20 protein-coding genes are annotated in these 18,786 nt (G+C 57.5%); 6 read left to right on the top strand and 14 right to left on the bottom strand.

Annotated features, from left to right (window positions below; all coding sequences use genetic code 11):
• Positions 1 to 3: 3 nt before the first annotated feature.
• The 11 genes from PI91_RS22860 to PI91_RS22810 form a co-directional block, all read right to left on the bottom strand.
• On the bottom strand, positions 4 to 1,695 hold the full coding sequence (locus PI91_RS22860; RefSeq protein WP_039267165.1) for a glycosyltransferase: 1,692 nt from the start codon (positions 1,693 to 1,695) through the stop codon (positions 4 to 6).
• On the bottom strand, positions 1,686 to 2,039 hold the full coding sequence (locus PI91_RS22855) for a hydroxymyristoyl-ACP dehydratase (protein ID WP_008503085.1): 354 nt from the start codon (positions 2,037 to 2,039) through the stop codon (positions 1,686 to 1,688). The genes PI91_RS22860 and PI91_RS22855 overlap by 10 nt, the downstream gene beginning before the upstream one ends.
• On the bottom strand, positions 2,026 to 3,387 hold the full coding sequence (locus PI91_RS22850; RefSeq protein WP_039267163.1) for an acyl-CoA synthetase: 1,362 nt from the start codon (positions 3,385 to 3,387) through the stop codon (positions 2,026 to 2,028). The genes PI91_RS22855 and PI91_RS22850 overlap by 14 nt, the downstream gene beginning before the upstream one ends.
• Positions 3,380 to 3,967, bottom strand: coding sequence for a hypothetical protein (locus PI91_RS22845; protein WP_032623084.1), 588 nt, complete (start codon positions 3,965 to 3,967; stop codon positions 3,380 to 3,382). The genes PI91_RS22850 and PI91_RS22845 overlap by 8 nt, the downstream gene beginning before the upstream one ends.
• A gap of 6 nt (positions 3,968 to 3,973) precedes the next feature.
• Positions 3,974 to 4,225: an acyl carrier protein gene (locus tag PI91_RS22840; protein ID WP_008503082.1), complete on the bottom strand. Its 252-nt coding sequence runs from the start codon at positions 4,223 to 4,225 to the stop codon at positions 3,974 to 3,976.
• Between the two features lie 12 nt (positions 4,226 to 4,237).
• Positions 4,238 to 4,495 carry a phosphopantetheine-binding protein gene (locus PI91_RS22835; protein ID WP_008503081.1) on the bottom strand — a complete coding sequence of 86 codons (258 nt, stop codon included), beginning with the start codon at positions 4,493 to 4,495 and terminating at the stop codon, positions 4,238 to 4,240.
• Positions 4,476 to 5,291, bottom strand: coding sequence for a 1-acyl-sn-glycerol-3-phosphate acyltransferase (locus PI91_RS22830; RefSeq protein ID WP_008503080.1), 816 nt, complete (start codon positions 5,289 to 5,291; stop codon positions 4,476 to 4,478). Before PI91_RS22830 ends, PI91_RS22835 begins: the two co-directional genes overlap by 20 nt.
• Positions 5,288 to 6,010 (bottom strand): beta-ketoacyl synthase chain length factor, encoded by a 723-nt coding sequence (locus PI91_RS22825; RefSeq protein WP_039267162.1) that lies wholly within the window; start codon positions 6,008 to 6,010, stop codon positions 5,288 to 5,290. Before PI91_RS22825 ends, PI91_RS22830 begins: the two co-directional genes overlap by 4 nt.
• Before the next feature lie 68 nt (positions 6,011 to 6,078).
• Entirely contained in the window at positions 6,079 to 7,143 is a 1,065-nt protein-coding gene (locus PI91_RS22820; protein WP_008503077.1) for a class I SAM-dependent methyltransferase, read from the bottom strand.
• 69 nt (positions 7,144 to 7,212) lie between these two features.
• Positions 7,213 to 7,602 (bottom strand): hypothetical protein, encoded by a 390-nt coding sequence (locus PI91_RS22815; protein ID WP_008503076.1) that lies wholly within the window; start codon positions 7,600 to 7,602, stop codon positions 7,213 to 7,215.
• A 336-nt stretch (positions 7,603 to 7,938) separates the two neighbouring features.
• Positions 7,939 to 8,988: an AI-2E family transporter gene (locus PI91_RS22810; RefSeq protein ID WP_008503075.1), complete on the bottom strand. Its 1,050-nt coding sequence runs from the start codon at positions 8,986 to 8,988 to the stop codon at positions 7,939 to 7,941.
• Between the two features lie 145 nt (positions 8,989 to 9,133).
• Here PI91_RS22810 and PI91_RS22805 point away from each other — a divergent pair, with 145 nt between their 5' ends.
• A complete protein-coding gene (locus tag PI91_RS22805) occupies positions 9,134 to 10,351 on the top strand; it encodes an MFS transporter (protein ID WP_039267161.1) in 1,218 nt (405 codons plus the stop codon).
• A 4-nt stretch (positions 10,352 to 10,355) separates the two neighbouring features.
• Here PI91_RS22805 and PI91_RS22800 read toward each other — a convergent pair whose 3' ends face one another.
• On the bottom strand, positions 10,356 to 10,913 hold the full coding sequence (locus PI91_RS22800) for a DcrB family lipoprotein (RefSeq protein ID WP_008503073.1): 558 nt from the start codon (positions 10,911 to 10,913) through the stop codon (positions 10,356 to 10,358).
• A gap of 72 nt (positions 10,914 to 10,985) precedes the next feature.
• Positions 10,986 to 11,651 (bottom strand): 7-cyano-7-deazaguanine/7-aminomethyl-7-deazaguanine transporter, encoded by a 666-nt coding sequence (locus PI91_RS22795; protein WP_008503072.1) that lies wholly within the window; start codon positions 11,649 to 11,651, stop codon positions 10,986 to 10,988.
• A gap of 167 nt (positions 11,652 to 11,818) precedes the next feature.
• Here PI91_RS22795 and tusA point away from each other — a divergent pair, with 167 nt between their 5' ends.
• Together tusA and PI91_RS22785 are read left to right on the top strand one after the other, a co-directional pair.
• Positions 11,819 to 12,061, top strand: a complete 243-nt coding sequence (tusA, locus tag PI91_RS22790) for a sulfurtransferase TusA (protein WP_017693840.1) — start codon at positions 11,819 to 11,821, stop codon at positions 12,059 to 12,061.
• Positions 12,062 to 12,105: 44 nt separating this feature from the next.
• Complete coding sequence (locus PI91_RS22785) at positions 12,106 to 12,366, top strand: hypothetical protein (RefSeq protein WP_039267160.1); 261 nt, start codon at positions 12,106 to 12,108, stop codon at positions 12,364 to 12,366.
• Between the two features lie 136 nt (positions 12,367 to 12,502).
• Here the strand turns inward: PI91_RS22785 and yhgN are convergent, their stop codons facing one another.
• Positions 12,503 to 13,096 carry an NAAT family transporter YhgN gene (yhgN, locus tag PI91_RS22780; protein ID WP_003861574.1) on the bottom strand — a complete coding sequence of 198 codons (594 nt, stop codon included), beginning with the start codon at positions 13,094 to 13,096 and terminating at the stop codon, positions 12,503 to 12,505.
• Between the two features lie 177 nt (positions 13,097 to 13,273).
• Here yhgN and asd point away from each other — a divergent pair, with 177 nt between their 5' ends.
• The 3 genes from asd to glgX all read left to right on the top strand — a co-directional run bounded on the left by asd (position 13,274) and on the right by glgX (position 18,782).
• Complete coding sequence (gene asd, locus PI91_RS22770) at positions 13,274 to 14,377, top strand: aspartate-semialdehyde dehydrogenase (protein WP_021242179.1); 1,104 nt, start codon at positions 13,274 to 13,276, stop codon at positions 14,375 to 14,377.
• A 248-nt stretch (positions 14,378 to 14,625) separates the two neighbouring features.
• Entirely contained in the window at positions 14,626 to 16,812 is a 2,187-nt protein-coding gene (glgB, locus tag PI91_RS22765; RefSeq protein WP_039267157.1) for a 1,4-alpha-glucan branching enzyme, read from the top strand.
• Positions 16,809 to 18,782, top strand: a complete 1,974-nt coding sequence (glgX, locus tag PI91_RS22760; RefSeq protein ID WP_023326238.1) for a glycogen debranching protein GlgX — start codon at positions 16,809 to 16,811, stop codon at positions 18,780 to 18,782. The genes glgB and glgX overlap by 4 nt, the downstream gene beginning before the upstream one ends.
• Positions 18,783 to 18,786: the final 4 nt, after the last annotated feature.

The raw sequence follows: 18,786 nt of genomic DNA, 5'->3' as shown, positions 1-18,786 counted from the left end.
CCTTTACTCCTTCTCACTGGACTCTGGCAGATGCCAGAAATCGAAAAAATTAAACCAGTCGAGCGGCGACATGAGGGCGTAATGTTCCAGCCGCTGCGCATAGCGATCGACGGTATCTTGCAGTGCCTGCTGGCGTTCACCGCGCGGCAGGCGCAGCGGGTCGGCAAACGGCTCGCAGTGCAGGACGAGCTTACCCTGCTGGCGCAGGGCGAAAATCAGCACCACCGGGCAGCGGAGGATGGAGGCCAGGATAAACGGCCCCTGTGGGAACGGTGCAGGCTGGCCCATGAATCGGCTCCAGATCACGCGCCATTCGCCGCCGCGCTGCGGATTCACCGCGATGCGATCCCCCACAATCGCGACCCATTCACCGCGCTCAAGCTTCTCTTTGATGGCAATGGCGGTGTCCGGGCCGATGTCGGTGACCGACATCAAATTCACGCCAGCTTCGGGCGCCATTTCGCTCATGATTTGCTTAAAGCGCTGGGCGTTCTCGCTGAAAACCAGGGCGTTGATGATTTTACTGCCTTCCAGCTGAGCCAGGGCCCGGCAGGCCTCTACGTCGCCAAGGTGCGAGGCCAGCAGCAGTTTGCCTTGTGGAGCCGCGATGTTTAACGCTTCGCTCGCGCCGGGGGCAAAGACAATATCGCGATGAAGCTTCAGTTCGCCGCGCCAGCTGGCGACTTTATCCAGCATCGCGTTGCCGAAGCGCATGAAATGGAAAAAGCTGTTAAGCCGTGAGGGAACAGGCATGCTCCGCTGACGCAGTTCTTGCTTCACTCTCGCCATCCACTGCCGCGAGGCCTGCCGCGCCGGACGCGCGATAAGCCAGTACACGCCGATAACCGGCCACAACAGCACGGTAAAGGCCCGCCGACCCAGTAGTTCCCAGACGCGCAGCATCAGGCGCATCCCCCACAGACCCTTGACCTCGTCCTGCTGCGCCCAGTGCTGGCGGCGTCGACGGAAAAGCAGGCCGGGCATGCGGGGCAGCATGCCGAAGAAGAGCCGGGTATGCATCAGGGAGATCCGCACGTTATCTTTTAGCGCGTCGAAGTGGGACAAACCGTCCTGCGGATAGGTCACGCGCGTGGGCAGAAAGACGCTGGTGTTGCCCTGCCAGTAGAGACGAACCATCACTTCGGTGTCAAAGTCCATCCGCTTGCCGAGCGGTTCGCGCGCGGCCAGCCGCAGCGTGGGTGAAACCGGATAGACCCGAAAGCCGCACATGCTGTCTTTAAGCTGCAGCGATAAGGTTTCAATCCACACCCAGACGTGGGTTACCCAGCGCCCGTAAAGTCGGGAGCGCGGAATAGAGTCATCGTAAATGGGCTGGCCGGAAATCAGCGCGTCCGGGTGGCGCTCCGCCAGCGCCAGCAGTTTGGGGATATCTTCGATGGCGTGTTGACCGTCCGCATCCACCTGCACGGCGTGGGTGTAGCCCGTCCGCGCGCACTCCTCCAGCCCTCTGATGACCGCGGCACCTTTTCCGGCGTTTTGCGCCAGACGAACCAGCGTCATCTGCGGCTGCTCCGCCGCCAGGCGCTCAAGCTCCTGACGGGTGACTGCGTCGCTGCCGTCATCCACCACCAGGCACGGCAGGCCGAACGGCGCGAGACGTGACAGCACGCGGGCAATCATCGCGCCGTGGTTGTAGCACGGGATCAGCACGCAGGGACGAAAGATTACTGACATAGACGAATTTTCCCGCTGCTGGCGGTGTGGCGCTCAGCCCCGGCATGGCGTTGATAGCTGAAGGTCAGCATCTGACGTTCGGCATGCCACTCAAGCATCAGCGTCACCGTGGTTTCCGGCAGCAGTGGTGCCTGAAACTTCACGTTTTGAATGCTGTGAAAGCGATAGCCCGGTGCCAGTAACGTCGTGGCGTAGTGCATCACCCAGTCAAGCTGCGCAACGCCGGGCAGCAGCGGTTGTACGGCGAAATGGCCCTGAAACCAGAACAGCGTTGCGTCGAGATGCAAAACGATCTCCAGCTTCTCCGGCTGTGTCTGGTGGCGCTCAATTTCATGAATTTTCATGAAATAACTCCTCTAACTGCGCATAGACACGCTTGTTCATACTGTTTACCGGCATTTCATCAACGATGCGCCAGTAGCGCGGCACCGCGACAGGTTCAAGCCACGGCAGCAGGGCGCGACGCCAGGCGAACTCCTGCGCTTTTTTATCCTGCACATACCCGCGCTGACGGGCCGTTTCATCCAGAACCAGCAGGGCGCCAATCCCCTGACGACCCCCGCGCGTGACCGGCAGGGCGGCCGCTTCGCAAATACCGTCGAGCTCCAGCAGGCGGCGTTCGATCTCGTTAAGCGAGATGCGTTTTTCTTCAATTTTGACCACCCGCCCGCGGCGACCGGCGATGCTGAAAAGCCCCTCGCTGTCGAAGTGCAGGATATCGTCGAGCTGGAGCCCTTCTGGCTCATGGATCAGTGGCGACGTAACGCGACAGGCGTCATCTTCCTGATGGAAGATCACGCCGGGGAACGGTAGCCAGGGCACGTTATCCTCCTGACGATGGCGCCAGGCGAGGATCCCGGTTTCGGTACTGCCATAAATTTCATCCGGCCAAAGGTTAAGCCAGCCAGAGGTGGTCGAGACGTCACGCCAGGGCAGCATTCCACCTGCTGAAATCAGCATCCTGACGGGCGGCGCGGCAAGCTCGGTATCCAGGCGCTTCAGGAACGCCGGGCTGCTGATGAACAGGTATTGCCTGTCAGGAGGCAGGGCGGCCAGTTGTTCTGCGTAATAGAGCATCGCGGCATGCAGCGGCAGGCCCAGCGCCATCGGCAAGACGATACGGAATGTCAGGCCATACAGGTGTTGCGGTACGACCGAGGCCACAATGCTGCATCCGGCCAGACGCTCACCAAAGCGGTTAGCCAGCAGGCGGGCTTCGCGATCCAGACTGACGATGTGCTTAACCACCCGGCGCGGGGTGCCCGTGGAGCCTGAGGTGAACAGTTCAACGAAGCGGTTTTCGTCAATGATCGGCAGAGGCACCCAGTGGCTGGCTGTCTGGTGGCTGGAGGCCACCACAATCTGTTTCCCATGAAAACCAAGAGTCCGATCGCTCAGAACGCCGCTAAACAAAGATTGCTGTTCTTCAAGCTGCGAGACGCGGCTATGGCCGGGAATGACCGGTGTTTTACCGGCGTGCAGCGAGGCCAGCAGCGCAACAATAAACAGGTAGCTGTTTTCAAAGCACAGCGCCCAGCGCTCGCCTTCCTGCTGACGCAGGGTCTCGACCAGTAAGGTTACGTCGTGGCGCAACTGGCCCAGCGTCCAGGTACGATCGTCAAGCCAGGCAACAGGCGTGTCGTCAGGGCGCGGCGCATTTAACCACTGGCCCAGCGGAAGGGGGTTAGTCATTGTGCATCTCTTTTTTTATCACCCGCTGGCGCACCAGCCACTCTGCTGCCATCAGCATCCCCATCAGGATGTAAGCCACCATACCGTTCCATAGCGTCCACAGATGCATGTCGCCGTGGAGGACGGTAAACAGCGCCATCGTGCCGTTGCCGACGAAAAAACCGCACCAGACGAGGGTCACCTTACGGGTATAGCGCACGCCCTCCGGGGGCAAGTTTGGCTCGCGCAAGCGCGCCAGTCGTTCGACAAGCGGCATCGCTGTCCACAGCGAACCGCCAAACACGGCCAGCATGATAAGGTTGACGACCACCGGGTAGAGCAGCAGCCACTGGTGGGCTTTCAGCAGGTAGCTTGCCGTGCAGAGGGCGATCCCCGCCAGCGCCACGCACTGCACCACATACCGCATCGGGCTTGTGTTCCGCTGCGCCTGACGCAGCCGCAGCAGTAACACCAGAGCCATCACGGGTAATAGCCACTGCAGGCTGTTATGCGCCAGCCCAAATCCAATCAGGAAGGGCCACGCCAGCAGCATCAACCCCGTCAGAAGTGGGATGATCGGGAATGTCCGTCCGCCGCGCACGACGTCTTACTCTTCGCGCAGAAGCTGTTCGACGGCGTCTACCACATCCTGAACGGTACGAACCGATTTGAAGGTTTCCGGCTTGATTTTCTTGCCCGTTTTCTTCTGCAGATGAACAATCATGTCCACCGCATCAATGCTGTCCAGCTCCAGGTCTTCGTAAAGACGGGCTTCAGGGGTAATATCCTGCGGGTCGATTTCAAACAGTCGGGTCAGAAGGCCACAGACTTCCTGATAAATGGTTTCTTGTTCGGTCATCGTGATCACATCTCAGGCGCGTTGAGCGTTGATAAAGGACGCCAGCGTGGCGACGGAAAAGAAGTGCTGGCGCATCTCTTCGCTTTCAGCAGAAAGCACCACGCCATACTGGTTTTTCACGGCCAGACCCAGTTCCAGCGCGTCGATAGAGTCGAGACCCAGCCCATCGCCAAACAGCGCGGCATCGGTATCAATATCCTCTGCGGTAAGCTCGTCCAGATTCAGCGTGGTGATAATGAGATTCTTAATTTCAAGATAAAGCGCTTGCATCATTAATTCCTGACAAAGATTGAAGGCCTGATGTTAATCGATGCTGTAGATGCCGGTTTAACTGCCTTGCCGCCAGCGCCGGTTCTTGTTCATTTGCATCGTAAAATTCGTCGATGTTCACGCGGTCGCGGACATCCACGGTGAAGACAGGTTTTTCTGGCGGCACATCATACCAGCGACTTTTTTTATCCAGCAGATGTTCGCTACAGTGGATCAGCACCACCCGCAGATCGCTGTTACAGCGCACGGCGATATTTGCTGCGCCGCGCTGGAGGGAAATAGCTTCACCAGACCGGGTACGTGTGCCTTCCGGGAAGATTAACAGCGTGTCGCCCTGAGCCAGACGCTGCTGGCTTGCAGCCAGCAGAGGCTCGGCTTCGCTGTTAATGAGGTAATCCGCCGCGCGGATGACGCCGCTGACAAACGGATTGCGCAGCAGCGCGCTTTTCACCAGACAGTCGGTTTCTGGCATCACCGATGCCAGAATCACGTAGTCAATTAACGTGGGGTGGTTAGCCACCACCAGACAACCCCGATCGTTGCGCAGGGCGTCAAGATTGTGAATGCGATAGTCCAGTACCCCGAGGCCACGGGCAACGGTCAGGAAGAAGCGGAAGCTGGCCGCAATGCTGCGCCGCGCAAGGCGACGGCGGTTGGTGCGGTCGCGCTGGACGATCAGCAGCAGGTTGAACCATACCAGTGACAGCAGCAGCCCGCCCACGCCAAACAGCACGAAGCAGAATCCGGTCATCACCAGACGCCATAACCAGTTAATTCGGGCAGTCAGGCGGTTCATGCGCGCGTCCATTGCCACAGCAAACGTTCGCCGGGTACCACAAACTGGCGTGCCTCGCTGAGATAGCGTTGCAGGAACACCAGGCTTTGCGGAAGGGCGGGTTCATCCCCCGTGCTGCCGCTGCGGGTTTCACACTGCAATTCCTTGCCGGATTCAATCACCAGCGCCAGCGCGTAGGGCCAGTTGGGCATCTGGTGCGGTAACGCTGGGTGGTAAAATTCCGGCAGTGCGCCGTCAAAATCGACCAGCAAGACGCGGGAGTAGCCCGCCTGCAGCAGGCTCAGGACTTCACATAATGCCTGCTGGAAGGTGTCCAGCCCGGCAGAAATGGATGACGAGACGATAGCCTGGCGTGCGGTAATCGTGAGATTGCCCACCGCCGAATTGTGCACGGACATGGCGAAGTCGGTAGGCGATACGGATTGCCCCGTCGCCAGAGCATGCAGAATACGGTAGTTGCGCTCCAGCTCGCCGTGGCGGCTGGAATAGACGACGGCATCAATGGCGTGGTGTTGCAGCATAGCGAGACCAATGTCCACCGCCAGCTTACTGCCTGAATTGAGGCGGCGCGCGGTCATCATCGGTAAAGCGGTCAGCCGGGGAAGCGGGGCCGCTGGATCGACGGGCAGCTGCAGGCGTGACCACGCCTGCCACTCTGTGGCATCGCTGAGTCCTGGGGCTCTCGCCTGCCAGTCGATAATGTTCAGTGAAAATTTCATCTACGCGCGTCCGCGAAAAAAAACCGTATTCAAAGGGCAGACCTGGCCACCCGGGCAGCTAAGCTGCTCTATTGTTCACGTTTGGTGCATATCAACAGGGTATGACCGACCCCAAGGTTATCCAGACGCTGTTCAACGCTGAAACCTGCGCTCTCCAGGTAACGATAAAACGCCTCTACGCTGTAAAACCGGCTATTGCCATTCGCCATACAGGTGAAATAGAGCGAGGTGGCATTCAGGCTGAAAGAGGCCGCTTCAAACTTCTGGGCATCCCAGAAAAGCTCCATGATGCATAAACGTGCGCCTGGCTTCATGACCTGTGCGACGCGCGTCAGCATGGCGACAATCTGATCCGGAGAGAAACAATCCAGAAACTGGCTCATCCACCAGACGTCGGCCTCACCCGGCAAGGCTGCTGGGCTAAGCATATCGACAGCATGGAATCCAATACGATGAGAAAAACCTGCTTTTGCGATGTTTTCCTGCGCCAGCGCTATCTGCTGCGGCAGGTCGAGGATCGTCACGGCAACATTTTCGTCATAGCGGCAGCAGCGTAACGCCCATTTACCCGTATTTCCGCCCACATCGTACAATTTTGTCGGCGAGCTTGCGAATATATATGGCAAAGCGGCGTCAAACGCGGCGTCGGAATAGTAATGATCAAAGGCGAACCAGCTCTCTTTCGCCTGTGCCGGTAATTGGGATAATGCCGGATAGATGGTTGGCCAGTTGCCAAACACCGCTAAGCCCGCAGGTTTTTCTTCCTTCAGGGCGTCCGCCAGGTGAAATAGCCCTTTGTAACAAACGTCCTGAGTGAAATCCATATTTACGCGGGTCATTTCATCGTGCAGTAAAAAGTGGCCCACTTTCGCCAGAAAATAACGTCCATGCTGTTGGGTAACGATCCGCCCGCTTAATCCCATATCCAGCAGTACGCTGACGCCATAGCTGCCGAGCGTGCTGTGTTCGGTTATTTCCTCGAGGCTGGCACCCTCTTTACCTTGTTTATCGAGCCAGGCGAGAATGCCTGAGTTACGCAGACAAAGCGCGGTCTGAAATAACATCGGAGCAAAAGCGATGCGTTGCGCTTCGGTAATGGCATCCAGTGCGCTGAGCGTATCCTTTTCGTACATTGCTGCGTAACCTTTCAGGGCAAGAAATAAGGGTTATCGGGCCAAATGCGGCCCGACTTTAGAAAAATATTACAGTGCGGCGCCCGCGGAGAGGTTCAGCTGAATATCGTGGTCGAGGTTATTCACCCAACGGTTATAATTTTTGTGAATTTTACCGTCAGCCGCTTTCAGGTTCATACTGCTTTCGTAGTTAATGGAATAGCTTGTTGCGGAATAAGGAATACGAACGTCGACCGAGTGGTCGCGCGCCTGCAGACGACCTTTGATAACGCCCGGACCGGCTTCCGTCATGATCCAGTCACGTTTTTGTCCTGCTTTCAAAATCGCTGTTTTTACCTGGTCGGCGGTATGACCCGCGCTCACAGTAGAGTGAACCTGAGCGATTGGGGCAGTACGCGCACAGCCTGCCAGTGCGCCAACGAATACGGCGGCAGCACACCATTTAACGATCTTTTTCATCAACAACTCCATATCAATAATAACAATTAAAGGTAGTGGTTTTTACAAATAATATTCATCCGGCGTTTCTTTTGTGCCAGATGTTTTTTTAATCAATATTAAGGTTTGCATTACGTTGACGCGAAGGCGGGCATAATAACATGGAAAATAATTAACAATTTCATTTTTTTTAATTTGCGTTAAATCATGATTTGCGTTTCAACGTAATGCGACTGACGTAAACAAAAACAGAATTAATATTTCCTTAACGCAAATAAAAATACCGCGACAGGTTATGAACGCGGTAATTTAAGGCGGATTATTGGCGGTTTAAACCTACCTATACAGGTAGGTCAGCTACCCAGGCAACCGGCTTTTCGGCCTTCCCGGCCCGAGCAAAATGGCCAGCTTGCTGCCGCCTTTGGTGGTCTCCATCCAGATCTTACACACGCTGGTCAGGGGGACCGAGAGCAGCATACCGACCGGGCCCAGCAGCCATCCCCAAACCAGTAAGGATAAAAAGACGACCAGCGTCGACATGCCGAGCCGGTGCCCCATCATGCGTGGTTCGAGAATATTGCCCAGCACCATGTGCACGACGAGGAATAACGCGCCGACCAGCATACATTCGTAGAAACCGTTAAACAGAAACGCCTGAATCATCGGCGGCACGGCGGAAAGCACCGCGCCAATGTTGGGCACGTAGTTCAGCAGAAACGCCAGCACGCCCCACATCAGCGCGAACTGCACGTTCATCAGCATCAGCCCCAGCCAGACGATGATCCCGGTCCAGACGCTCAGCAGCGTTTTCAGCGCCAGATATTTAGAGACGCCCTTCAGCGCCCGGTGTAAGCCAGCAATGTGAATTTGTGGGTTATTCAGTGCAAAGCGCAGCTTATACGGGACGTGGCGGACTTCAAACAGCATAAACACCACCGTCATGACCAGCAGCAGAATGCTGGCCATCGCGCCGGAAAGCCCCGTCATCAAGGTGGTGGCGTAGGTCATGACCTTCTCGGAGTCCATCCTGCGCAGCATCCGTTCGGGAGAGATATGCAGATTAAGGAAAGGCACCATCTCCTGGAGTGCGACGATCTTACGCGTCAGCTCTTTGTTGTACTGCGGCAGCATGGTGGAGAATTCACTCAGCGAGGCCGCCAGCACGCCGAAGAGCGCCGTCAGGGCAATCAGCATCACGATGACGACGATAGTGATGGCGACCGGGCGGCTAACGCCCCGGCGCAGAAACCAGGTGACCAGAGGATTAAGCACAATGGCAAAAAAGAGCGCCAGCAGGAGCTGAACTATGATGTCGGCGGCCGCATGGATACCCGCAAGGATAACCACCAGACAGGCGAGTTTTAATAAGATGTGGAGTCCTGCTTTGTCGGACGGGTTAGCGATCATGCGCGTTCCTTAATGTGATGACCCGGTAAGTGTAGTGCCCGGGCCTCGCTTCGTCTGGCACCGTTAATCTGAAAGTCGCTGCTGATTTTCTTATTGGGGCGTGGTAATAGTGAAACACTGTTGTAAAAAATCCAGGTAGAACCCCATGCCCGAACCTGCCGCTGAACCGGCACTGAGCGGACTGCGCCTCAATCTGCGCATCGTTTCCGTTGTGATTTTTAACTTTGCCAGCTATCTCACCATCGGCCTGCCGCTGGCGGTTCTGCCGGGCTATGTCCATGACGTGATGGGCTTCAGTGCCTTCTGGGCGGGGCTGGTGATTAGCCTGCAGTATTTCGCCACGCTCCTGAGCCGCCCACATGCCGGGCGCTACGCGGACACGTTCGGTCCAAAAAGCATCGTGGTGGTGGGATTGTGCGGCTGCTTCCTCAGTGGCCTGAGCTATCTGCTGGCTGCCTCAGCCAGCCACTGGCCGCTGGTCAGCCTGGCGCTGCTCTGCCTGGGCCGCGTCATCCTCGGTATCGGGCAAAGCCTGGCGGGAACCGGCTCGACACTCTGGGGCGTGGGGGTTGTCGGGACGCCACACATTGGTCGGGTGATCTCCTGGAACGGGATTGTCACCTACGGCGCGATGGCGCTCGGCGCGCCGCTTGGCGTGGCCTGCTATGCGTTTGGCGGGCTGTATGGCCTGGCCGTCACCATTATGGCGGTCGCGCTTGTGGCGATACTGTTTGCGCTGCCGCGCCCGACAGTGAAGGCCAGCAAGGGCAAACCGCTGCCGTTTCGGGCGGTGCTGGGGCGCGTCTGGCCGTACGGCATGGCACTGGCGCTGGCGACCACCGGCTTCGGGGTCATCGCCACCTTCATTACCCTGTTCTATGACGCCAAAGGCTGGGACGGCGCGGCCTTTGCGTTAACCCTGTTCAGCTGTGCGTTTGTTGGTGCGCGCCTGCTTTTCCCTAACGGCATAAACCGTCTGGGCGGGCTGAACGTGGCGACGATCTGCTTTGTGGTAGAGATTGTCGGGCTGCTGTTGACCGGCGTAGCCAGCGCGCCCTGGATGGCGAAAATGGGCGTATTTCTCGCGGGAGCCGGTTTTTCACTGGTCTTCCCGGCGCTGGGCGTGGTCGCGGTAAAAGCGGTACCGCAGCAGAACCAGGGGGCGGCGCTGGCGACCTATACGGTATTTATGGATATGTCGTTGGGCATTACCGGGCCGCTGGCAGGGCTGGTAATGGCCTGGGCGGGGGTACCGGTGATCTATCTTGCCGCGGCGGGTCTGGTCATGATGGCATTGCTGCTGACGTGGCGGCTAAAAAAATGGCCCCCGGTGCAGGCACCGGAGGCCACATCATCATCGTGAAACGTTACTGGATTACGATGGTGTTAATGATGTTTTCAGCAGCCGTCTGCGCTTTCTGCTGATCTTCCGCTGGCAGGGTGATCTGCAGGGTCAGGAGTTTGTTATCGACCTTGCCCAGCACAACAGAGGAGTAAGCGGTCTGGCCTTTCGCAGAGATGATGCTGTCCAGCTGCTGCAGCTTATGGCCTTTCAGCTCGATGGATTTGTTGGTCACGACCTGCAGCTGCGGGTCGCGGCCGCGCTGCTGATCTTCCAGACGTTTGGACAGGACCGCCAGATCTTCGCTGGTGTCGTCGCCCACAATCACAATGACCGCTTTCTGCCCGGTTGCGTCGGAGTAAACGTGCATGTTATTCGCCTGAGTGCCCAGCTTGCCGCTCTGGTCAGTCATATCGGCTGGCAGAGAGAAGCTAAGTTTGCCATCCATCAGATTCACCGGCTGGCCGGTCGCATTGCTTTCTGCGGATGCGCCCTGAGCAGGCGTTTTCGTGTCGCTGTTATCACAGGCTGCAAGACCCACAACCAGCAGGCCAATCCCGACATATTTAACCAGATTGCGCATTGACTTCTTCCTTTCGATAAACGGCCATAACGGCTCATTCGCTCATCTTATCACAACTGATAAAGCGAACCCTTAACCAGCCTGCAATGCCGTGATTTCAGATTTATCTGCCAGCCTTTTCAGCAGCATATTCAGCAGCACGCCGTACATGGGCAGGAAGAACACAATGCTGATGAGCACCTTGAAGCAGTAGTCCACCAGCGCGATTTCCATCCAGTGTTCGGCCATGAACGCATCCGGGCTACGCCAGAAGGCGATGAAGAAGAAGGCCAGCGTATCGCTCACGTTACCGAACAGCGTGGAGGCGGTGGGTGCCATCCACCAGCGATGATTCTGACGCAGGCGGTTAAACACGTGCACGTCCAGAATCTGCCCCAGCGCGTAGGCCATAAAGCTTGCTGCGGCGATACGGGCGACAAACAGGTTGAAGTGGGTTAACGCCTCAAAGCCCTGCCAGCTTCCCATATAAAACAGGGACGACACCCCGTACGAGATGAACAGCGCCGGGAGCATGACCGCAAAAATAATGCGGCGAGCCAGCGGTGCGCCAAAAATACGCACGGTCAGATCGGTGGCGAGGAAAATAAACGGAAAACTGAACGCGCCCCAGGTGGTATGAAAACCAAAGATGGAGATAGGGAGCTGCACCAGATAGTTGCTGGAGGTGATCACCAGCAAATGGAAAAGCGAAAGCCAGAACAACGCTTTTACGCGCTGTGATTCAGAAAACTGCGTCATATTGTGACCTTTTTATACGTTGGGGTGAGGGAACCCAATAAAAACCGCAGCATGATACTGCTTTGGCGGGACATTGCAATGGTTAGTTTTTACGCAATCGTTAACCTGGTTTGCATTGACCGCAACGGGGCGTAAACTACAGCCGTTTTTACCTGACCGAGAAGATCATGACCGACCTGTTTTCCAGCCCAGACCACACTCTTGATGCCCAGGGCCTTCGCTGCCCGGAACCGGTAATGATGGTACGTAAAACCGTGCGCAACATGCAGACCGGTGAAACGCTGCTGATCGTTGCCGACGACCCTGCCACCACGCGCGACATTCCCGGTTTTTGTACCTTTATGGAGCATGAGCTGGTGGCACAGCAGACGGAAACGCTGCCGTACCGGTATTTGATTCGTAAGGGGTAGCCCTCACTTATTTGGGGGGAGGTTGAGGGTATCAGGCCGCACCCATGCTTGAACCTGTTCCTGAATATTTAAAAGCGAGTTTAACGGTAGATGACCTGCCTCTGGACGTCCCTGCCTTCGAACCGGAAGTTGAACAGTTGGGAAGCTATTGCCCGCTATTAACGCAGTTGCTGTTGGCTCGTTCACTTTCAGAAAGTGATGAAAGAGTGGCTGGAGATTTTTTGCAAGGCTTAGTTGGGCTGTATAGCGGTATGTTGAAAGCACCGCGCTGGTTGCGTACAAATGAAGGCATCTTGCCACTGTGAAAAAAGTCGGGTGGCGCTAACGCTTACCCGACCTACGGGACTAGAGCCGTTGTAGGCCGGGTAAGGCGAAGCCGCCACCCGGCAAGAATACGGCCTCTGCGGCCTGATGCCCTCTCCCACAGGGAGAGGGAGAACGTCATCCTTTCATCCACGCCCTGATCCCATCCAGGAACATCTGCGTTGCCATCATCACCAGAATGAGCCCCATCAGGCGCTCCAGCGCGTTTACCCCTTTTTCGCCCAGCAGGCGCAGGAACAGGGACGACTGCAGCAGGATGATAAACGTCCCGCCCCAGGCAATCAGCAGGGCAATGACCAGATGGCTCATCTGGTTCGGATACTGGTGCGACAGCAGCATCAGCGTCGCCAGAATGGTTGGCCCCGCGACGAGCGGGATCGCCAGCGGCACAATAAACGGTTCTTCACCCGCAGGCAGGCCGCTGCTGCTGCCTTCCGCGCTCGGGAAAATCATCTTAATCGCAATCAGGAACAGAATAATCCCGCCGGAAATCGACACGGTTTCAGCCCGCAGGTTCAGGAAGGCGAGGATTTTTTCACCCGCAAACAGGAAGATAAACATCACCAGCAGGGCGATGAGCAGCTCGCGGATCATGATCGCCCGGCGGCGCTTCGGCTCGGTGTGCTTCAACACCGACATGAAGATCGGCAGGTTACCCAGGGGATCCATTATCAGGATCAATAAAACCGCGGCGGAAATGATTTCACTCATGTAAATTATCCCTGAAACTCTCTAAGGTTATTATGATAATTAGCTGTATTTCTGATTGCCGGGCAATCATCGATTAATTTCGCTTGCGACTTTGGCTGCATTTTGTAATGTGAAGCATATCCCAGTTCAATACTGGCTTGCACAATCAGCACACACCCTCAGCAGGAAAAAAATGCTATGAAAAACGTTGGTTTTATCGGCTGGCGCGGTATGGTCGGCTCTGTACTCATGCAACGCATGGTTGAAGAGCGCGATTTCGACGCTATCCGCCCGGTCTTCTTCTCCACTTCCCAGCTCGGCCAGGCTGCTCCGTCCTTTGGTGGTACCACAGGCACGTTGCAGGATGCTTACGATCTGGAAGCGCTGAAGGCACTCGACATTATTGTGACCTGCCAGGGCGGCGATTATACCAACGAAATCTATCCAAAGCTGCGTGAAAGCGGCTGGCAGGGCTACTGGATTGACGCGGCCTCGTCGCTGCGCATGAAAGACGATGCCATTATCATTCTCGACCCGGTTAACCAGGGCGTGATCGCCGATGGCCTGAACAACGGCGTAAAAACCTTTGTTGGCGGCAACTGCACCGTCAGCCTGATGCTGATGTCCCTCGGCGGCCTGTTCGCGCAGGATCTGGTGGAGTGGGTCTCCGTGGCGACCTACCAGGCGGCGTCCGGCGGCGGCGCGCGTCATATGCGCGAGCTGCTGACCCAGATGGGCCAGCTGCACCAGAGCGTTGCGACCGAGCTGGCAAACCCGGCGTCGGCTATTCTCGATATCGAGCGTAAAGTGACCGAGCTGACCCGCAGCGGCGAGCTGCCGGTGGATAACTTTGGCGTACCGCTGGCCGGCGGCCTGATCCCATGGATCGACAAACAGCTGGATAACGGCCAGACCCGCGAAGAGTGGAAAGGCCAGGCCGAGACCAACAAAATCCTCAATACCGCGAACACCATTCCGGTTGACGGTCTGTGCGTGCGTATCGGCGCGCTGCGCTGCCACAGCCAGGCTTTCACCATTAAACTGAAAAAAGATGTGTCTATTCCGACCGTGGAAGAGCTGCTGGCCGCGCACAACCCGTGGGCGAAAGTGGTGCCAAACGATCGCGATATCACCATGCGCGAGCTGACCCCGGCAGCGGTGACCGGCACGCTGACCACGCCGGTTGGCCGTCTGCGTAAGCTGAACATGGGGCCGGAGTATCTCTCCGCGTTCACCGTTGGTGACCAGCTCCTGTGGGGCGCCGCTGAGCCGCTGCGCCGCATGCTGCGCCAGCTGGCGTAATAATTTGTTAAATACCGGGGGTGATTTTCACCCCTTTTTTTTGCGTACTACATGGAGTAACACGCGTATGTCTTATTTTTTATCAGGAGTCATTTAGAGCGTTGGCTATGCTTTAAGGAAGAGTCATTTCTTACCTGAGGTTCGAACGGAGCAGAATGGATGCACATTTTTGTGCTGTCCCGTTCAGGTCACATTAAAAGTCGTCCCGGAGCGCTTAAAAAGGACGACATAAAAACAGGATGAATACCATGTCCGATCGTGTGGATAGAGACGTGATTAATGCGCTTATTGCGGGTCATTTCGCTGACCCCTTTTCTGTGCTTGGGATGCACCGTACTGAGGCAGGTCTGGAAGTTCGGGCACTGTTACCGGATGCCACAGAAGTCTGGGTGATTGAACCCAAAACCGGCCGCAAGGTCGGTAACCTTGAATGCCTCGATTCCCGTGGCTTCTTCTCGGGCGTGATGCCCCGTCGTAAAAATCCTTTTCGCTATCAGCTCGCCGTTCTCTGGCACGGCCAGCAGAACCTGATTGACGATCCCTACAGCTTTGGCCCTCTGCTTAAAGAGATGGATGCCTGGCTGCTTTCCGAGGGGACCCATCTGCGTCCTTATGAAACGCTGGGCGCTCATGCCGATACCATGGACGGCATCACCGGCACGCGGTTCTCCGTGTGGGCGCCCAATGCCCAGCGCGTCTCCGTTGTCGGCCAGTTCAACTACTGGGACGGCCGCCGTCACCCGATGCGCCTGCGTCGGGAAACCGGCATCTGGGAGCTGTTTATCCCAGGGGCACACCACGGGCAGCTTTATAAGTTCGAGATGATCGACGCCCACGGCAAGCTGCGCATTAAAGCCGACCCGTATGCCTTCGAAGCGCAGATGCGCCCGGATACCGCGTCGCTGATCTGCGGCCTGCCGGAGAAGGTTCTCCAGTCGGAGGAGCGTAAGCAGGCCAACCGCTTTGATGCGCCGATCTCCGTCTATGAAGTCCATCTTGGCTCCTGGCGCCGCCATACCGATAACAACTTCTGGCTGAGTTACCGGGAGCTTGCCGACCAGCTGGTGCCATACGCCAAATGGATGGGCTTTACCCACCTTGAGCTGCTGCCGGTCAACGAGCATCCGTTCGACGGCAGCTGGGGCTATCAGCCCACCGGGCTGTATGCGCCGACCCGCCGCTTCGGCACCCGCGACGACTTCCGCTATTTCATTGATGCCGCGCACGCCGCCGGGCTGAACGTGATCCTCGACTGGGTGCCGGGCCATTTCCCGGCGGATGATTTTGCGCTGGCAGAGTTTGACGGCACGAAGCTGTACGAGCATAGCGATCCGCGCGAGGGCTATCACCAGGACTGGAACACGCTGATTTACAACTACGGTCGCCGTGAAGTGTCGAACTACCTGGTCGGGAATGCCCTGTACTGGATCGAGCGGTTTGGCATTGACGCCCTGCGCGTGGATGCGGTGGCGTCAATGATCTACCGCGACTACAGCCGCAAAGAGGGGGAGTGGATCCCGAACGAGTTTGGCGGCCGCGAAAACCTGGAAGCCATTGAATTCCTGCGTAATACCAACCGCATTATCGGCGAGCAGGTGGACGGTGCCGTGACCATGGCGGAAGAGTCCACCGACTTTGCGGGCGTCTCCCGTCCGCCGTCATCAGGCGGCCTGGGGTTCTGGTATAAGTGGAACCTGGGCTGGATGCACGACACGCTCGACTACATGAAGCTGGATCCGGTTCACCGTAAGTATCATCACGACAAGCTGACGTTCGGGATGCTCTACAACTACACCGAAAACTTCATGTTGCCGCTGTCGCACGATGAAGTGGTACACGGTAAAAAATCGATTCTCGACCGCATGCCGGGCGACGCGTGGCAGAAGTTTGCCAACCTGCGCGCCTATTACGGCTGGATGTTTGCCTTCCCGGGCAAGAAACTGCTGTTCATGGGCAATGAGTTCGCCCAGGGTCGCGAGTGGAACCACGACGCCAGCCTCGACTGGCATCTGCTGGAAGGCGGCGACAACTGGCACCACGGCGTGCAGCGTCTGGTGCGCGATCTGAACCTGACCTATCGCCACCACAAAGCGCTGCACGAGCTCGACTTCGATCCGTACGGCTTTGAATGGCTGGTGGTGGACGACCACGAGCGCTCGGTGTTTGTCTTTGTGCGTCGTGACAAAGCGGGTAACGAGATCATCGTCGCCAGCAACTTTACGCCGGTGCCGCGCGAACACTACCGCTTCGGCATTAACCAGCCGGGCAAATGGCGCGAAATTCTGAATACCGACTCGATGCACTACCACGGCAGCAACGCCGGTAACGGTGGGCTGGTACAGAGCGACGCCATTGAAAGCCACGGGCGACCCAACTCCCTGAGCCTGACGCTGCCGCCGCTTGGCACCATCTGGCTGATGCGGGAGGGCGAATGACGCAGCTTACGGCAGGTAAACCCGAACCGCTCGGGGCGCATTTTGACGGAAAAGGGGTGAACTTCACCCTCTTTTCCGCTCACGCCGAGCGGGTTGAACTGTGCGTGTTTGACGGGGAAGGTAACGAGCACCGTTACGATTTACCCGCGCGCACGGGGGATACCTGGCACGGCTACCTGGCCGGAGGACGGCCCGGTATGCACTATGGCTTTCGCGTTCACGGTCCGTGGGATCCCGCGCAGGGGCACTGGTTTAACCCGGCGAAGCTGCTGATTGACCCGTGCGCGCACCGCGTGGACGGTGAATTTAAAGATGACCCGCTCTTCCACGTGGGCTACGGCGAGCCCGACCACCGCGACAGCGCGCCCGTCGCGCCAAAAAGCGTGGTGGTGAACGATCTTTATGACTGGGAAGACGATGCCCCGCCGCAGACGCCGTGGGGCAAGACCGTTATTTATGAAGCCCACGTCAAAGGGCTGACGTACCTGCATCCGTCGATCCCCAAAGAGATGCGCGGCACCTACAAGGCGCTCGGGCATCCCACCATGATCGCCTACCTGAAACACCTCGGCATCACCGCCCTGGAACTGCTCCCCGTCGCCCATTTTGCCAGCGAGCCGCGTCTGCAGCGGCTGGGGCTGAGCAACTACTGGGGCTATAACCCGCTGGCGATGTTCGCGCTCGAGCCGCGCTATGCCGTCCATCCGGAAAAGGCGCGGGACGAGTTCCGCGATGCGGTGAAGGCGCTCCACGCGGCGGGCATTGAGGTCATTCTGGACGTGGTGCTGAACCACAGCGCAGAAAGCGATCTCGACGGCCCGACGCTCTCCATGCGCGGAATTGATAACCGTAGCTATTATTGGATCAGGCACGATGGCGATTATGAGAACTGGACCGGCTGCGGTAACACGCTCAATCTCAGCCATCCGGCGGTCACGCATTTTGCGTATGAATGCCTGAAATACTGGGTGGAGACGTTCCACGTCGACGGTTTTCGTTTCGACCTGGCGCCGGTGATGGGACGCACGCCGGCGTTCAGCCAGCAGGCGCCATTGTTTGAGGCGATAAAAAACTGTCCGGTGCTCTCGCAGGTGAAGCTGATTGCCGAGCCGTGGGACATTGGTGAAGGCGGTTATCAGGTCGGGAATTTCCCGCCGCTGTTTGCCGAGTGGAACGACCACTACCGCGACGCCGTACGCCGCTTCTGGCTGGAGCGGAACCTGTCGCTGGGGGAATTTGCCGGGCGCTTTGCCGCGTCGAGCGATCTCTTTAAGCGCGACGGCAAACGCCCGTCGGCCACCGTTAATCTGTTGACGGCGCACGACGGTTTTACGCTCAGGGACTGCGTTTGTTTCAATCAGAAACACAATGAGGCGAACGGCGAAGAGAATCGCGATGGCACTAACAATAACCATAGCTTTAATCATGGTATAGAAGGGTTAGGCGGAAGTCTGGATGTGATAGAGCGGCGACGCGCCAGCGTTCATGCGCTGCTGACAACGCTTTTACTGTCGCAGGGCACGCCGATGCTGCTGGCAGGCGACGAGCATGGTCACAGCCAGCACGGTAACAACAACGCCTATTGCCAGGACAACACCTTAACCTGGCTCGACTGGGGTGAAGCCAACAGCGGCCTGATTCATTTTACCGCTGCGCTGATCCATCTTCGCCAGCAGATCCCCGCGCTGACCGCCAACAGCTGGTGGGAAGAGGGTGACGGCAACGTTCGCTGGCTGAATAAAGACGCGCAACCGTTAAGCGCGCAAGAGTGGCAACACGGCGTACCACGCCTGCAAATCCTGCTGTCGGATAAATGGCTGGTCACGCTGAACGCGACGGATGACGTCGCAGAGATTGTTTTACCTGACGGGGAGTGGCGAGCCGTTCCCCCCTTTGCCGGAGCGGATAATCCGGTAGTAATGGCTGTCTGGCACGGGCCTGCGCACGGAGTGTGCGTATTCCAAAGATGATAAA

This window comes from Enterobacter sp. FB, from assembly GCF_000805795.1.
Lineage (GTDB): Bacteria > Pseudomonadota > Gammaproteobacteria > Enterobacterales > Enterobacteriaceae > Enterobacter > Enterobacter roggenkampii.
Note: the sequence above shows the minus strand (reverse complement) of the source record. Positions and strands in the feature narration are given on the sequence as shown.

Bases quoted from the DNA above. Each gene is read 5' to 3' on its own strand.
- PI91_RS22860 (WP_039267165.1), bottom strand. From the start codon at position 1,695: ATGTCAGTAATCTTTCGTCCCTGCGTGCTGATCCCGTGCTACAACCAC.
- PI91_RS22855 (WP_008503085.1), bottom strand. From the start codon at position 2,039: ATGAAAATTCATGAAATTGAGCGCCACCAGACACAGCCGGAGAAGCTG.
- PI91_RS22850 (WP_039267163.1), bottom strand. From the start codon at position 3,387: ATGACTAACCCCCTTCCGCTGGGCCAGTGGTTAAATGCGCCGCGCCCT.
- PI91_RS22840 (WP_008503082.1), bottom strand. From the start codon at position 4,225: ATGACCGAACAAGAAACCATTTATCAGGAAGTCTGTGGCCTTCTGACC.
- PI91_RS22835 (WP_008503081.1), bottom strand. From the start codon at position 4,495: ATGCAAGCGCTTTATCTTGAAATTAAGAATCTCATTATCACCACGCTG.
- PI91_RS22830 (WP_008503080.1), bottom strand. From the start codon at position 5,291: ATGAACCGCCTGACTGCCCGAATTAACTGGTTATGGCGTCTGGTGATG.
- PI91_RS22825 (WP_039267162.1), bottom strand. From the start codon at position 6,010: ATGAAATTTTCACTGAACATTATCGACTGGCAGGCGAGAGCCCCAGGA.
- PI91_RS22820 (WP_008503077.1), bottom strand. From the start codon at position 7,143: ATGTACGAAAAGGATACGCTCAGCGCACTGGATGCCATTACCGAAGCG.
- PI91_RS22815 (WP_008503076.1), bottom strand. From the start codon at position 7,602: ATGAAAAAGATCGTTAAATGGTGTGCTGCCGCCGTATTCGTTGGCGCA.
- PI91_RS22810 (WP_008503075.1), bottom strand. From the start codon at position 8,988: ATGATCGCTAACCCGTCCGACAAAGCAGGACTCCACATCTTATTAAAA.
- PI91_RS22805 (WP_039267161.1), top strand. From the start codon at position 9,134: ATGCCCGAACCTGCCGCTGAACCGGCACTGAGCGGACTGCGCCTCAAT.
- PI91_RS22800 (WP_008503073.1), bottom strand. From the start codon at position 10,913: ATGCGCAATCTGGTTAAATATGTCGGGATTGGCCTGCTGGTTGTGGGT.
- PI91_RS22795 (WP_008503072.1), bottom strand. From the start codon at position 11,651: ATGACGCAGTTTTCTGAATCACAGCGCGTAAAAGCGTTGTTCTGGCTT.
- tusA (WP_017693840.1), top strand. From the start codon at position 11,819: ATGACCGACCTGTTTTCCAGCCCAGACCACACTCTTGATGCCCAGGGC.
- PI91_RS22785 (WP_039267160.1), top strand. From the start codon at position 12,106: ATGCTTGAACCTGTTCCTGAATATTTAAAAGCGAGTTTAACGGTAGAT.
- yhgN (WP_003861574.1), bottom strand. From the start codon at position 13,096: ATGAGTGAAATCATTTCCGCCGCGGTTTTATTGATCCTGATAATGGAT.
- asd (WP_021242179.1), top strand. From the start codon at position 13,274: ATGAAAAACGTTGGTTTTATCGGCTGGCGCGGTATGGTCGGCTCTGTA.
- glgB (WP_039267157.1), top strand. From the start codon at position 14,626: ATGTCCGATCGTGTGGATAGAGACGTGATTAATGCGCTTATTGCGGGT.
- glgX (WP_023326238.1), top strand. From the start codon at position 16,809: ATGACGCAGCTTACGGCAGGTAAACCCGAACCGCTCGGGGCGCATTTT.